This window comes from Altererythrobacter sp. Root672, assembly GCF_001427865.1.
GTDB lineage: Bacteria > Pseudomonadota > Alphaproteobacteria > Sphingomonadales > Sphingomonadaceae > Croceibacterium_A.
On sequence record NZ_LMHH01000001.1, the window covers coordinates 218,749 to 232,217 of the forward strand.

Consider the following 13,469-nt stretch of genomic DNA (forward strand, 5'->3'; position numbering starts at 1 on the left):
CCGGCCCGACTTGTTGCCAAGGCGCTACATTGTAGTAATGTACCTACATGGGAGCGGTACCATTTTGACGTCGTAGGCTCAAAAATCGGGGGCCTTTATGAAGATTGTTACGGCACGCGAATTCAATCAGGACGTCGGCAAAGCGAAGCGACTCGCGGCAAGTGAACCCGTATTCGTGACCGACAGGGGACGCCCGACTCACGTGCTCTTGAGCATCGGCGCTTACCGGCAGCTGAGCGGCGACCGGCAGACGATCCTCGATCTGATAGGAGCCGGACCTGATAGCGCTCCCTTGAGGGGGCTAGATCCGCCAACAAATTTGGGCGCCAGGACAACGCGCTAGTGTACCTTCTCGACACCGGAATGCTTCTCGACCTGCGCGAGGCTCGGCGCGCCGGGAGCGAACAGGCGTTGGCGGCCTGGGCGGAACGCACTTCGGCCCAGCAGATGTTCTTGTCCGCGCTCACTCTACTGGAGCTGGAGAACGCCGCGGCGGTTGCCGCGAGGCGCGGTAAAGACGCTGGTCTTGCCTGGCGGGACTGGTTGGATCGGCAAGTCTCTCCTGCCTTCGACGGAAGGATCCTGCCTGTCGACGCGGCCGTCGTTCGCCGTCGCGCGCAGATACCCTATGCGGATGATCGCGAGGGCATTCTCGCCGCCACCGCGCTGGTCAACAACCTGACGCTGGTGACCAGCGAGCCACGCACTTATCGCGCCGGCCGGGTAAAGGTCCTCGACCCCGCCCGGTTCGAGCCGGACAGCGACTCCGACGCCGATTGGCGCGAGGCCACGCGGTCGGGCGCGGCGTGGCTGCGCAATCTGCTGATCCGCTAGCCACGCATTCCTGCCCAGTTCGCCGTGGCTGGTGCCACGCGGGGCAGGAGCCGCTCTACAACGGCCACCAGAGCCAGCGTGAGGCCGAACAGGGGCATCAGGAGGGCCAAGCCTACCGTGGCGCCTACAAGCGCCCAGCTGTGCTTTAAAGGGGCGCTGGCAGGCGGTGCGCCGAGCTTGCCTTCGGGACGACGGCGCCACCACAGCACGACACTTGAGGTCGCCAGCGTCACGAGCCCGAGCAGCACCGCGAGGTTGAGCAACTGGTTGGCGAGGCCAAGCCACGCTCCTTCGTGCACGGCGACCCCGTAGCCCACAGCGCGATCGATCCAGTGCCGTTGATCGAAAGACTGGCGACCGATCAGCACACCGTCATTGTCTAGCTCTGCCTCGCCACGCAGGGGCCGATTGGCGGCTTGCGATTGTGCCAGCCAGTAACCTTGCGGCGCCGTAGGCGGGCTGATCTCCACGGGAGCGGCAAGGCCGAGTTCCGCCGCCTGCGGTATCACGCGGTTGAGCGCCCGGTCGGTCGGCTTTTCGTGCACCATGGTCATGCCGTGATGTCCCGCGTGCTCATCCAGCATCGCGCGGGCGCCCTGGTCGAGCTTGGCGCGGGCGGCGGCATCGGCTTCCGAACCACCCGACCAGTCCTGCTTGACTGACGAGGTGCCGGTCACCGCTCGGACCTCGCGCAGATAGGCGCCCCAGTTGGTCGCCCAGGGCAGGCCCGACGCGATCAGGAACACCGCCCCGATCGAGACCCACAGCCCGGTCACCGCGTGGAGATCGCGCCAGAACACACGCTTGCCCCGGCGCAGCCGCGGCCAGAGCACGCCCGCAAGGCCTGCGCCTCCGCGCGGCCACCACAGGAACAGGCCGGTCAGCAGCATCACGATCGTCCAGCAAGCGGCGATCTCGACCAAGGCCGAGCCCCACTTGCCGGCGAGCAATTCGCCGTGCAGCCGGAACACGACGCGCATCAAGCGGTCCTCTTCCGGCACCTGGTAGAGCACCTCTCCGCTCTGCGGATGGACCCAGACGCGGGACTCTTGCGCTCCGGTCCCGACGAGCAGCTGCACAGCGTCGGCAGGGTCTTCGGGCAGGACATACTTGTGCAGCACCGATCCGGGGACCGCTGCCGTACCGGCCTCGACAATCCGGGCCGGCGTGAGCAGCGGACCGCTCTCCGCCACCACGCCGCGATAGGGCGCGTAGAGCAGGCCTTCGATCTGCGGCTTGAACAGGTAGATCCCGCCGGTGACCGAAAGCCACAGGACGAAGGGCACACAGAACAAGCCGGCGTAGAAATGCCAGCGCCAGACTGCGCGATACCAGCGTTCGTAGCGGGGGACGGTGCTCACAGCGTCCACCCCGCTTCGATCATGAAGCTCCGCTGCGGGTAGGGGTGATAGACCCAGGCCTTGTTGTTGGTGATGTTGTCGACCCCGGCGCTGAAGCGGAAGTTCTCGGTCGCCCGCCAGTTCACTCGTGCATCGAGCGCGAACAGCTCTGAAGTGTAGCCGAATGTGTCACCGCGCTGGAGCCCGAACAGGTCGGTGTTGGGGCGCGAGGCATAGCGCAGGCCTACTGACGCCAGGACGGCGGGCGTGATCGCATAGCGGGCGTTGGCGTTGACCCGCCAGCGTGGGATGCGCGGGAACTGCACGCCCTCTGCCGCAGGGGCGCTGTCGTTGCGCAGCGTTTCGGAATCGATCCACGCCGCGTTGGCGTCGATGTCGAGGCCCTCGAGCCCGACATCGCGAGCTTCGGCGATCAGTTCGGCGCCGTATTGCCGGGTGAGGTCGATGTTCTTGTAGGCAGCGGTAGTCACTCCGTTCTGGTTGAAGCCGACGAAGCTGAAGATCGTGTCCTCGACACGCTGCCAGAACAGCGAACCCGTGAACTTGATCGTGCCGAAGTCGTGAGCGAGCAGCAGGTTGGCATCGTGCGATCGCTCGGGCCTCAGGTTCGGGTCGAAGCTGTCGGGATTGAAGCTGCCGTCGCCATTGAGGCTGCCTTGGAATAGCTCGCCTACGGTCGGGAAGCGGGTGGCTTCCGCCAAGCTGAGCTGAGCGCTGGTGGCCCCGCTGCGCCATTCGACCGAGAGCTTGGGATCGAGGGCTTTCTCGCCGCGCGTTTCGTATGCGTTGAAGACGCGCTGCCCTGCCTGAGCTCCGGTGCCAAGCCTGCCGAGCCCGCCGTCGAATGCGCGCCAGTCTTCGTAGCGGGCGCCGAGGGTGAAGGTCCATTCGTTGGCGAAGTAACGACCCTCCGCCCAGCCGGACAGGAGCCGGGTCTTGCCAAAGGTCTGTGTGGAGAACGCGGCTCCTGCATCGCTGCGCCAGCTCGGCACGGCGTAATTGGTCAGGTCGGTGCGGTAGAGGTTACCGCTGGTCCCTGCGGCCAGCTCGAAATCGCCCCAGCGGCCTTCCAGGGCGAGCTCTCCGGTGTACCAGTTCGAGGGCCCTTGGCGTGCCAGGGTGCCGGGCCCGTCGTTCTCCCCAGCGGCGTAGCTGGCGGAGGTGAAGCCATCCGATCGGGCGATCTGGTAGGTCGAGACGTTGAGCGTGGCCGTCACCGCGTCGCTCAGGGGCGCTGCAAGCTTCAGGCCGGCGAGGTACTCGTCGCGCACTGTGCGAGACCAGCGCGCGCCGCTGGCGTTCCAGGTAGCGCCGAGGGTGGTCACCCGGCCGTCACACACCGGCTGGCCGGCATCGTCCTGCAAGTAGCAGTCGGGGGCGTATTGCCTGTCGAGGTTGTGCCAATAGGCGAACAGGGCCTCGCCGGTGACGACGCTACCGTCGTAGCCGATGCGCAGCTTGCCCTGGTCCTGAGTGATCGCCGCGGGTGACTGCGCCGCGAATATGGGATTGCTCGCCGTACCAGGAGCATTGGGGATGGCTTGTCCGGCGTCGATGACCGCGCCAGTCACCGGAATGCCCGGAGCAGTACCGGTCGCCGGAGAGAGGCCGTACCAGCTCATCGGCTGGCCCTCGTTCTGGAAGTGCCGCCCGGAAAGCCGCATTGACCAAGGCCCGTCCTGTTGGCGCCAACCGAGCCCGGCCTCTCCCGACCAACCTAGGTATGTCTCGCCGGTGCCGTATTGCTCGTAGGGCTGGGCGAAACCCTGGACCGTGGCGAACGCCTCAGTGCGCTCGGGCGAGCGCGTGGTGATGTTGACGATGCCGCCCATCGAGTTGCCCGAATAGCGCGACGAGTAAGGGCCATAGACGATGTCGAACTGCTCAACCTCGCCCGAGCCGACCACGCCCCACTTCGGCGCGAAGCCGAACGAGTTGCCGAGGAAGTTCGACACGACGAAGCCATCGACCATCACCAGAGCGCGGGAACTCTGGCTGGAGTGCGTGCCGCGGAAGCCGGGCACGCCGTTGGAGTCTCCGGCATAGCGCTTGCGCACGAAGAAATCGGGCGCGTACTTCATCAGGTCTTCGACGTTCTGGGCGTTTACGCCGGCGAACTGCTCGTCGCCGAGGCTGACCGAGAGGCCCCGCGGTTCGATGGAGATCGGCGCGTCGACCTGGCCGACGACGAGGATGACCTTGCCCTCGTCGTCTTCGGCATGGGCAGGGATTGCGGCAATGAGAAGCGCTGCAGCGAGCGCGATGCGGGATACGGACACGGGGATCTACCTGGACACCGCGCCAAGTTCTGGCGCGCGATGAAGGGATGCCGCGGCATGCGTGCCGTGGCGGCCATCGAAGGGTCAGGCTGTGCGGGGAGGGCCCCTGGAGGGCGGCCGCAGTCCGGCGGGTTGGCTCAGCAGAGCCGCGTGGCAGGGTGCGAACCCCAGTGCGATGAGAAAGGCAAGCGCGGTCGCGAGCAGGACCGGGTCCGCACCGCCGAGCATGCCCTGGCTGAGAGTGCCGAAGGAACAAGGCGCGGTATCGCCCGTCTTCTTGTCCTGCTTGCCGATCGGAATCTCGACCGTCTTGGCCGAGTGGCCAGTCGGCGAACAGATCGACACCGTCAGCGTCTCACTAGCATCGACCATGTAGCCCTGCGGGATCGCCCAGCGCGGCGCGAGCGCCGCTGCCAGGAGCAGCAGCACGAGGCACCAGCGTGAACGCAGGAGGAGACGCAGCGAATGCACGGGCGCGCCTTTATGCGTCCTGCGAAGCAAAGCCAGTGAAAAAAGGATGGCGCCACATCCGGCCGTCTTGGGGGAGGCAGACCGGACGTGGCGCCAGGTATGGAAGAACACACGCCGAGGAGTTGACGGCGTGACAGCTCAACCCGCGCTTGCTGTTGTAGGCATCCCCCGTCGAGAGGGGAGTTAATTACGGTAAATTCCTCGTTACACCCCGTTACATTGTAGACGTGAGCCTCGGATGGCCACCAAGATCCTCCCCGAAACGGGGAGGGGGACCGCCGACGTAGTCGGGGGTGGAGGGGCACGTGCGAGTATGAGTTACCTGGCGAGGTCGGTCTAACCGAGGGTGCCCCTCCACCATGCTTTGCATGGTTCCCCTCCCCGTGCCGGGGAGGATCTCAGTTTACTCGTGCCGCAGCGCCTCGATCGGATCGAGCTTCGATGCTCTTCGTGCCGGGAAATAGCCGAAGATGATTCCGATCAGCGCGGAGATCACGAAGCTGAGGATGTTGATGAACGGATCGAACACGTAAGCAATGCCCAGCGCGGTCGAGAGGCCGAACGAGAGGCCGAATCCGAGCAGGATTCCGATAATCCCGCCCAGGCAACAGAGCACCACGGCTTCGGTGAGGAATTGCAGCTGCACCTCGCGCGCCAGCGCGCCGATGGCGAGGCGGATGCCGATCTCGCGGGTTCGCTCCGTCACAGAGACGAGCATGATGTTCATGATGCCGACGCCGCCAACGATCAGGCTGATCGCGGCGATCGCGGCGACCATGACGGTCATCGTGCCGACCGTGGCGGCGACGGTTTCGTTGATCTGCGCCGTGTCGACGATGTCGAAGTCGTTCGGCTGCCCTTCGAGCAGGACCCGCCGCTCGCGCATCAGGTCAATAATGGCCCTGGTCATGGTCTTGCTGTCGTACGTGGCATCGTAGGCGACGACCATGTAGCCGATGTTGTCGTCGCCGGTGAAACGGCGCTGCACGTTGGTCAGCGGCATGAAGATCGAGTTGTCGTCATCCCCGCCGCCGCCGACGCTGCCGCGCGTGGCAAAGACGCCGATCACTTGGCAGGAGACGTCGTTAAGCCGCATGCGCTCGCCGACCGGGCTTTGGTTGGCGAGGAAGATCTCATCGCGCACGGTCGGGCCGATGATGCAGACGTTGGCGCCCGCGGTCTGTTCGGCAGCGGTGAACCGGCGGCCTTCCTCGATCTCGATTCCGCGTGCGTCGAGGAACTCGTTGCCGACACCTTCGACTTTGGTCTGCCAATCCTGGCCGTTGTGGATCGCAGAGACGTTGCGTTCGACCTGGCCGGCGACGAAGTTCACCCCTGCGACCTGTTCGCGCACGGCCTGGACGTCGCGCTCGTCGAAGGGGCGGATCTGGTCGCGGTCGCTCTGGATCGGGAACACGAAGAACACGTTCGAGCCGAGCGAGCTGATCTGCTCTTCGATGTCGGCGGTGACGCCCTTGCCGAGGGTCACCATGGTGATGACCGCACCGACGCCGATGATGATGCCGAGCGTCGTCAGGAAGCTGCGCAGGATGTGCCGGCGGATTTCGCGGAAGGCGAGCAGGAGCGTGGTGCCGAACATCAGTTAGCCTCCACCGGGGCACCCTGGCGGTGGCCGCTCTCGATCCGCTCGACCAAGCCGTCCTTGAAGTGGACGACGGTCTTTGCGTAGCGAGCCATCTCTGCCTCGTGGGTGACCATCAGGATGGTGATGCCCGTGGCGTTGAGTTCGGTGAGGAACTCCATGATTTCGATCGAGCGTTCGGAATCGAGGTTGCCGGTCGGTTCGTCTGCCAGCAGCACTTCGGGATCGGTCACCAAGGCGCGAGCGATGGCGACGCGCTGTTGCTGGCCGCCGGAAAGCTCGGCCGGAGTGTGGTCGGCCCACGGTGCCAGGCCCACACGGTCGAGCGCGCGCATGGCGATCTCGCGTCGCGCTTCCTTGCGCTCGCCCCGATAGATCAGCGGCAGTTCGACGTTCTCGACCGCGCTGGTGCGGGCGAGCAGGTTGAAGCCCTGGAACACGAAGCCGAGGTACTTGCGGCGCAAGAGCGAGCGCTGGTCGCGGGTCAGCGACTGCACCTCGGTGCCCAGGAACTTGAACACCCCGGCCGTGGGTACGTCCAGACAGCCGAGGATATTCATCGTGGTGGACTTGCCCGAGCCCGAGGGTCCCATGACCGCGACGAAATCGCCGCGCTCGATGGTCAGGTCGACCCCCTTCAGGGCCTGGAAGGCAGCGATCCCCTGGCCGAAGGTCTTGGTTATCCCGTTCAGCTCGATAATCGCTTCTCTGCTCACTTCTTGGCTGCCTTGAGCGAGGTGACGACACTCATGCCGGGCTTCAGGTCTTTCGAAGTGACGACCGTGAAGCGTCCGTCGCTTTGGCCAGTGACGACCTCGATCGGCTTGAGCGTGCCATCGGCCTCCAGGACATGGACGGTCTGGCGGCTTCCGCGGCCGATCGTGGCCCGTTCTTCCTCGCGCTCAAGGCCGAACTCTTCGCCGTTGTTGAGCTGGACGCCGCCGGTAGTCTCTTCCTTGGGAGGTTCGAAACGCAGCGCGCCGTTAGGCACCAGCATTCGGTTGCCGGTGCGTTGCGTGGCGATGTTGGCGGTGGCCGTCATGCCTGGGCGCAGGAGGCCGTTGGCATTGTCGACGGTCAGCCGGGCTTCATAGCTGATGACTGCGTTGCCCTGCTGGCCCTGCTGTTGCTGCTGGGTCGACTGGGCGGTGTTGTTCGAAGCGAGGTTCACCCGCTCCACCGCCGCCGGGAATTGGCGGCCGGGATAGGCGTCCACGGTGAAGGTCGCCCTCTGACCCTGCTTCACTTCGCCCACGTCGGCTTCGTCCACGGAGACGCGGAGTTGCATCTGTGACAGGTCTTCGGCGAGGACGAACAGGGTCGGGGTGTTGAAGCTGGCTGCAACGGTCTGGCCGGGTTCGACCTGGCGGGCCAGCACCACGCCCGAAACAGGGGAGCGGATCAAGGCACGGTCGCGGTTGGTCAGGCTCGACGACAGCTGGGCCTGGGACGCGGTGACGTTGGCCTGGGCCGAATTGAGCGCCGCCTTGCTGCGCGCGACATTGGCCTCGGCAGCTTCCATCTCGGTCTTGGAGGGAACCTTGCCATCCGACAGGCGATAGACGTCTTGCAGGCGTGCGAGTTGGGCACTTTCGACGTCGAGCGTCGCGCGGGCCTGGGCAACTTGGGCGCGAGAGGCCTGGAGGTTGGCCTGGCCCTGCTTGATCTGGTCTTCGATCACGTCGGTGTTGATCTGCGCCAGGACCTGGCCCTGCGAAACCCGGTCGTTCACGTCGACATAGACCCGGTCGATCCGGCCCGAGACTTCGGAGCCGACCTCGACCTGGTTGGTCGGGCGCAAGTTGCCGGTCGCTGTCACCTCGATGTCGAGCGAGCGCTCGACCACCTTCTCGGTGATGTACTCGGGCGTCTTCTCTTCGCGAGTGACGAAGTAGAGCCCGACCAGCAGGGCGATCACGCCCGGGATCCAGAACTTGGCCCAACGGCGCCAGCGCGGGCGTTCACTCGTGCCGAGGAATTCGTCCACGGACATGGCCGTTCCGGCGGTCGGATTTGCGGTCATTTCGGTCATCATTGGATCCTGTCACTGACGGGCAGCGGATATTCCCTGGGCGACCAGCCGCCGCCGAGCGCCTGGGTCAGGCGCACGAAGGCGCTCGCCCGCTCGGCTTGCGAAGCGACTTCCGCATTGCGGGCAGTACGCAACTGTAGCTCAGAAGTTAGCAAGTTTTGAAAGTCTGTCAGGCCAGCCTGATACTGGCTGCGGGCAAGAATGGCCGAGTTGTTCGCGGCATCCACCGCCTCGCCAAAGATCACCACCCGCTCGCGCGATTTTTCGAGGTCGACAGCGGAAGTCTCGACGTCCTCGAGCGCGCCGAGGATCGAGAGCCGCCAGGCCGCGAGCGAGCCTTGCGCGGCGGCCTTGGAACTATCGATCTGCGACTGGGTGCGACCACCGTCGAAGATCAGCTGGCTGACCGAGCCGAACAGCCCGCCCGACACCAGGTCGAACAGATTGCCGAACCCGATGGCCGAGGTGCCGATCGTACCGCCGAGCTGGATCATTGGGTAGAGCTGGGCCTTAGCGCCCTCGATGCGGGCCATGCTGGCGACGAGCGAGGCTTCCGCCTGCCTGACATCGGGGCGTCGACGCAGCACTTCGGCCGGCGCCTCAAAACTGCTGAGTTCGGGCGGCACTGGGACGAAGACGGATGGGCTGAGCAATTCCAGGACCCGGCCCGGCGGCTCGCCGATCAGGGTCGAGATGGCATTGGCCGTCGCGACGAGATTGCTTTCGAGCTGCGGGATGCTGGCCGCCGTTGCCGCGCGCTGGCTGCGGGCCTGCTCGACATCGAGGACCGAGACGAGCCCAGCTTGTGCGCGCCACCGGGCGATCTGCAGGTTGTCGTCCTGTGACTGAAGGCTGTCGCGCGCAATGGCGAGCTGCATGGCCGTCGCCCGCGCCGAGATCGTCGCCAGCGCAACTTGGCCGGTGATGATCCGCTCGAGGTCGGCAAGCGAGTATCCGGCCGCGGCAAGCTCGGCCTCGGACGCCGAGACATCCGCGCCAATGCGGCCGAACAAGTCGATCTCCCATGTGGCATCGACGCCAAGCGAGTAGGAACTGGTGTCGGGGATATCATCGTACACGGTTCGCCGTCCGGAACCGCCTGCCGAAATCTGCGGGAAATACCCCGAACGCGAGCCTGCCAGCTGCGCCCGGGCCTGTTCAAGCCGGGCTGCGCTCTGGGCGAGGTCGAGGTTGTTCGCGGCGGCGGCTTCGACGAACTGCGTCAACAGCGGGTCGTTGAGCAGCTGCCAGTACTGCGACAGGTCCAGCGAAGCCTGGCCTTGTTGGGTTTCGACCCAGTCTTGCGGCACGGGAATGCCGGCCTCGGGCGAAGCGATGTCCGGCCGGGCGCAGCCGGCGAGGGCGAGCGAGCCCATCGCGACGGTCAACAGGGCTGCGGTCCTGCGCCGATGGAGAGGGGAAGAACATCGAGACAAGCGGGTCATGATCCTCTGGTTTCCGGTTCTGATGGCCGCTGGGCGATGCCGTTGAGTGCAAGGTCCACGATGGCCGCCGGATCGCCAATCGGGCGGTCGGTGAGCATCGGGTGTGTCATCGCGAGGACCAGGCCATGGAGATGCCGGGCGGCGTCTTCAGGGGCGATCCGCAACCGGGCCGCGTGGGGCCGGAGCAGCGCAGCTACGGAGTCGTAGCCAAGCTGGCGTTGTTCCTGGAACTTTTCCTTGTCGGTGCCTGACGGCTGGTGGAACCCGACTGCAGTAATGAGCGCCAGAACGCGCTGAATCCGTCGTTGCAGTGAAGTGACCAGCTGGATCAGGCACGTCTCGAGGTCGGAGCCGCAATCGATCTCCGCCAGTTCCGCCCGAGCAGCCTCCTGGTCGAAGGCGTCGGCGAAGATCGCATCGATGATCGCGTCCTTGGTCGGGAAGACGCGGAAGATCGTGCCCTCCGCAATCCCTGCGGCCTCGGCGATCTCGCGCGTGCTGACCGTCCCACCCTTGGCGATCAGCAATCGCTCCGTCACCGCCATGATCGCGGCGCGGCGCTCTGCAGCCGGTAGGGGAGAGGCTCGATTCATGCACCTAGGAGTAATGAGTGAGCGCTCACTCATCAAGCGATTTGTGCGGGGTCGAGGATAAGGCGAGCGATACGGATGAGAGCGAGCCAAACGCTCGCGCTCACCGGATCTGCTCATCGCGCCGAACTTCAAAGCCAATGCCCCCATCAACCTGTGTTACCGTGTTAATACAGATCAGCAGATGCGAGGGCCAGTCGCATTTTGTCGCAATCGACCAGTGTTCAACTGTGGTCGACAAGCGGCGCGATCTCTATCCGGCTCAGGGTTAGTACTCGGGCAGCAGGAAATCTTACGGCGGGTTTTCGGAAATTGCGCGGTTTGTGGCTTTTCAGCGTCGATGCGCCCCCTATGATGCGCGCAAACATTGGGGTTATCGGGAGGATTGGATGCGCGCGGCAAGGCTGAGGGGCCTGTGGCTCATACCTGTGTCGGCAGCGCTCCTCGTCATGGGGCCCGCGCAAGCGGCTGATCCCGACGCGGAGATCGCAGCGCTGACCCAGCGGGTCGAAAAGCTCGAAGGCACTCGCGCCATCAAGAAGCTGCAGCGCGCGTTCGGCTATTACGTCGATCGCGGCCTGTGGGGCGAAGCGGCGGACCTGTTCGCGGACGACGGCACGATCGAGATCGGCGTGGACGGGGTCTACGTCGGTAAGGCGCGCATAAGCGAATACCTGGAGCGGCTGCATGGCGGGCAGCAGGGGCTGATCTACGGCCAGCTCAACGAATGGGTTACCTTGCAGCCGGCGGTCGACATGGGCGCTGATGGCCTCAGTGCCACCGCGCGCTGGCGCGATCTTGGCATGACTGGGCAGTACAAGAAGCACGCCGAATGGCGCGACGGCATCTACGAGAACACTTACGTCAAGGAAGACGGCGTCTGGAAGATCAAGTCGCTGCACCTCTACGTCAACTTCGTCGCGCCTTACGAAAAGGGCTGGGCCCGGCTGCGGCAGGGTGAGGGCGTGGTGCAGAGCGAGGCGTCGAAGGCCTTCCCGCCCGATCGTGGGCCCACCGCGACTTATGCCTCGTTCCCAGCCGTTCACGTCCCACCGTTCCAAGCGCCGAACCCGGTGACGGGACGCGCCGTGAGGGAGGCAAAGTGATGCGCGTGATTTCACCTTTGCCCCTCCACTTCGGTGGCCCAGCTCACTTCGATCAACCCAGCCCCACCTCCGTTCGTCCTGAGCTTGTCGAAGGACGTGAGCGCGGCGCCAGTGTGGTTCGACAAGCTCACCACGAACGGAAGGGGGGGCGTGGCAAGAGATTAGCTCTGGTCGCCACCGCTCTCTCGCTTTGTGCCGCTGTCGTGCCGGTCTGTGCTCAGGCCCAGTCGACCGAATCCCGCCTCGCGTCCTACCGCGAGCGCGTCGAACGGTTGGAGGATCAGGACGCGATCGAAAACCTCCAGGCTTCCTACGGCTACTACTTCGACAAGGGCCTGTGGAACGAGGTTGCCGACCTCTTCACCGCCAATGGCAGCTTCGAATACGGTCAGCGCGGGGTCTACATCGGCCAGGACCGCGTAAGGCGGGCGCTGCTGCTGTTCGGGCCGGAAGGGCTCGGCCAGGGGCGTCTCAACAATCACATGCAGCTGCAGTCGATCATCTCGGTCGCGCCTGATGGAAAGACCGCGACAGCGCGCTGGCAGGGCATGGTGCAACTCGCCGAGCCCGGCGCCAACGGCGTGTGGGGCGTCGGTATCTACGAGAACGAGTACGTGAAGGACCGCGGCACCTGGAAAATCTCCAAGCTGCACTTCTACCCGGTGGCCCTGACCGACTACGACCTCGGCTTCATGCGCTCGGCCATGCGGATGGAGGGCCCGAGCGCGCTGTTCCCGCCGGACAAGCCGCCGACCGAAGTCTATCGGACCTTTCCTTCGAACTACATTCCGCCGTTCAGCTACGTCCATCCGGTGACCGGCCAGTCGCTGAAGGACATCAAGCAACCGGCCGACACCGTGGTGGGGCGCCCATGATGAGAATCCCATTCATCCCTCACCCCCAATCCGTTCGTGCTGAGCTTGTCGAAGCACCGTCGCCGTGCAAACGCCCTTCGAAAAGCTCAGGGCGGGCGGGGGTGGTGTTGGCCGCCCTGCTTTGCGCGGTCGCCACGCCCGCCATCGCCCAGAGCACCGAAGCCAAGCTCGACCAGCTCGAGTCCCGCATCACCCGGCTTGAGGACATGAACGCCATCGAGCGGCTGCAGAAGGCCTATGGCTACTTCGTGGACAAGGGCCAGTGGACCCAGCTTAGCGAGCTGTTCACCGACGACGCCACGCTGGAGATCGGCGGCAAGGGCCTGTTCCTCGGCAAGCACCGCGTGCTCGAATACATGCAGACCGCGTTCGGGCCCGACGGCGCGAAGGATGGCGTGCTTGCCAACCACATGCAGTTCCAGCCGATCCCGGACATCTCCGCCGATGGCAAGACCGGCTGGGTCCGCTCGCGCGCTTTTGTGATGAGCAACGCGGGCTGGGGCCTGCCGCTCTACGAGAACGAGTACGAGAAGGGCGAAGACGGCGTGTGGCGGATCAGCCGTCTCAGCGGGCCCTTCACCATGTACACCAATTGGGAAGGCTGGGGGAAAAACGCCCTCAACAACACCTGGCCCGACAAGTTCGAACCGGCGCCGGACCTGCCGCCTTCGACGGTCTACCTGACCTATCCGGCCTACTACATCGTGCCGTTCCACTATCCGAACCCGGTTAGCGGCCATGCCTTGGTCCCCGACACGGGCCAGGTCGGCGCCTATCACCGGCCGCCCGGAACCCCGGAGCAGCAGCAATCCCTCACGGTTGGCCGTCTCGCCGATGGCACGCAACCGATCGCCGAACCGCCGAAAGACTGAC

13 protein-coding genes are annotated in these 13,469 nt (G+C 65.1%); 5 read left to right on the forward strand and 8 right to left on the reverse strand.

The genetic code is table 11. The features are described 5' to 3' along the window. The first annotated feature begins 97 nt into the window (after nucleotides 1–97). Nucleotides 98–343, forward strand: coding sequence for a type II toxin-antitoxin system Phd/YefM family antitoxin (locus tag ASD76_RS00995; RefSeq protein WP_055917202.1), 246 nt, complete (start codon nucleotides 98–100; stop codon nucleotides 341–343). Further along, nucleotides 343–834, forward strand: a complete 492-nt coding sequence (locus ASD76_RS01000; RefSeq protein ID WP_055917205.1) for a PIN domain-containing protein — start codon at nucleotides 343–345, stop codon at nucleotides 832–834. The genes ASD76_RS00995 and ASD76_RS01000 overlap by 1 nt, the downstream gene beginning before the upstream one ends. Here ASD76_RS01000 and ASD76_RS01005 read toward each other — a convergent pair. From ASD76_RS01005 to ASD76_RS01040, 8 genes are all read right to left on the reverse strand, one after another. Then, a complete protein-coding gene (locus ASD76_RS01005; protein WP_055922763.1) occupies nucleotides 831–2,195 on the reverse strand; it encodes a PepSY-associated TM helix domain-containing protein in 1,365 nt (454 codons plus the stop codon). The genes ASD76_RS01000 and ASD76_RS01005 overlap by 4 nt on opposite strands. Continuing rightward, nucleotides 2,192–4,474 carry a TonB-dependent receptor gene (locus tag ASD76_RS01010; RefSeq protein WP_055917208.1) on the reverse strand — a complete coding sequence of 761 codons (2,283 nt, stop codon included), beginning with the start codon at nucleotides 4,472–4,474 and terminating at the stop codon, nucleotides 2,192–2,194. The genes ASD76_RS01005 and ASD76_RS01010 overlap by 4 nt, the downstream gene beginning before the upstream one ends. Nucleotides 4,475–4,558: 84 nt before the next feature. Continuing rightward, nucleotides 4,559–4,945 carry a DUF2946 family protein gene (locus ASD76_RS01015; protein WP_055917212.1) on the reverse strand — a complete coding sequence of 129 codons (387 nt, stop codon included), beginning with the start codon at nucleotides 4,943–4,945 and terminating at the stop codon, nucleotides 4,559–4,561. A gap of 403 nt (nucleotides 4,946–5,348) precedes the next feature. Further along, nucleotides 5,349–6,545: an ABC transporter permease gene (locus ASD76_RS01020; RefSeq protein ID WP_055917215.1), complete on the reverse strand. Its 1,197-nt coding sequence runs from the start codon at nucleotides 6,543–6,545 to the stop codon at nucleotides 5,349–5,351. After that, the gene (locus ASD76_RS01025; protein WP_055917218.1) at nucleotides 6,545–7,264 is read right to left on the reverse strand and encodes an ABC transporter ATP-binding protein; all 720 of its coding nucleotides are present in this window, start codon (nucleotides 7,262–7,264) and stop codon (nucleotides 6,545–6,547) included. The genes ASD76_RS01020 and ASD76_RS01025 overlap by 1 nt, the downstream gene beginning before the upstream one ends. Further along, on the reverse strand, nucleotides 7,261–8,580 hold the full coding sequence (locus ASD76_RS01030) for an efflux RND transporter periplasmic adaptor subunit (protein ID WP_235506443.1): 1,320 nt from the start codon (nucleotides 8,578–8,580) through the stop codon (nucleotides 7,261–7,263). Before ASD76_RS01030 ends, ASD76_RS01025 begins: the two co-directional genes overlap by 4 nt. After that, entirely contained in the window at nucleotides 8,580–9,968 is a 1,389-nt protein-coding gene (locus tag ASD76_RS01035; protein ID WP_235506445.1) for an efflux transporter outer membrane subunit, read from the reverse strand. Before ASD76_RS01035 ends, ASD76_RS01030 begins: the two co-directional genes overlap by 1 nt. A gap of 53 nt (nucleotides 9,969–10,021) precedes the next feature. Further along, the gene (locus ASD76_RS01040; protein WP_162249625.1) at nucleotides 10,022–10,618 is read right to left on the reverse strand and encodes a TetR/AcrR family transcriptional regulator; all 597 of its coding nucleotides are present in this window, start codon (nucleotides 10,616–10,618) and stop codon (nucleotides 10,022–10,024) included. Nucleotides 10,619–11,004: 386 nt separating this feature from the next. On the opposite strand from ASD76_RS01040, the gene ASD76_RS01045 reads away from it, so the two are divergent. The 3 genes from ASD76_RS01045 (at nucleotide 11,005) to ASD76_RS01055 (ending at nucleotide 13,468) form a co-directional block, all read left to right on the forward strand. Next, nucleotides 11,005–11,721: a nuclear transport factor 2 family protein gene (locus ASD76_RS01045; RefSeq protein ID WP_055917227.1), complete on the forward strand. Its 717-nt coding sequence runs from the start codon at nucleotides 11,005–11,007 to the stop codon at nucleotides 11,719–11,721. Next, nucleotides 11,721–12,596 (forward strand): nuclear transport factor 2 family protein, encoded by an 876-nt coding sequence (locus ASD76_RS01050; RefSeq protein WP_082553542.1) that lies wholly within the window; start codon nucleotides 11,721–11,723, stop codon nucleotides 12,594–12,596. The genes ASD76_RS01045 and ASD76_RS01050 overlap by 1 nt, the downstream gene beginning before the upstream one ends. Nucleotides 12,597–12,703: 107 nt before the next feature. After that, entirely contained in the window at nucleotides 12,704–13,468 is a 765-nt protein-coding gene (locus tag ASD76_RS01055; protein WP_162249626.1) for a nuclear transport factor 2 family protein, read from the forward strand. Nucleotide 13,469: the final 1 nt, after the last annotated feature.

Excerpts from the sequence above, each read along its gene's own strand:
- ASD76_RS00995 (WP_055917202.1), top strand. The coding sequence starts at position 98 with ATGAAGATTGTTACGGCACGCGAATTCAATCAGGACGTCGGCAAAGCG.
- ASD76_RS01020 (WP_055917215.1), bottom strand. The coding sequence starts at position 6,545 with ATGTTCGGCACCACGCTCCTGCTCGCCTTCCGCGAAATCCGCCGGCAC.
- ASD76_RS01030 (WP_235506443.1), bottom strand. The coding sequence starts at position 8,580 with ATGACCGAAATGACCGCAAATCCGACCGCCGGAACGGCCATGTCCGTG.
- ASD76_RS01040 (WP_162249625.1), bottom strand. The coding sequence starts at position 10,618 with ATGAATCGAGCCTCTCCCCTACCGGCTGCAGAGCGCCGCGCCGCGATC.
- ASD76_RS01045 (WP_055917227.1), top strand. The coding sequence starts at position 11,005 with ATGCGCGCGGCAAGGCTGAGGGGCCTGTGGCTCATACCTGTGTCGGCA.
- ASD76_RS01050 (WP_082553542.1), top strand. The coding sequence starts at position 11,721 with ATGCGCGTGATTTCACCTTTGCCCCTCCACTTCGGTGGCCCAGCTCAC.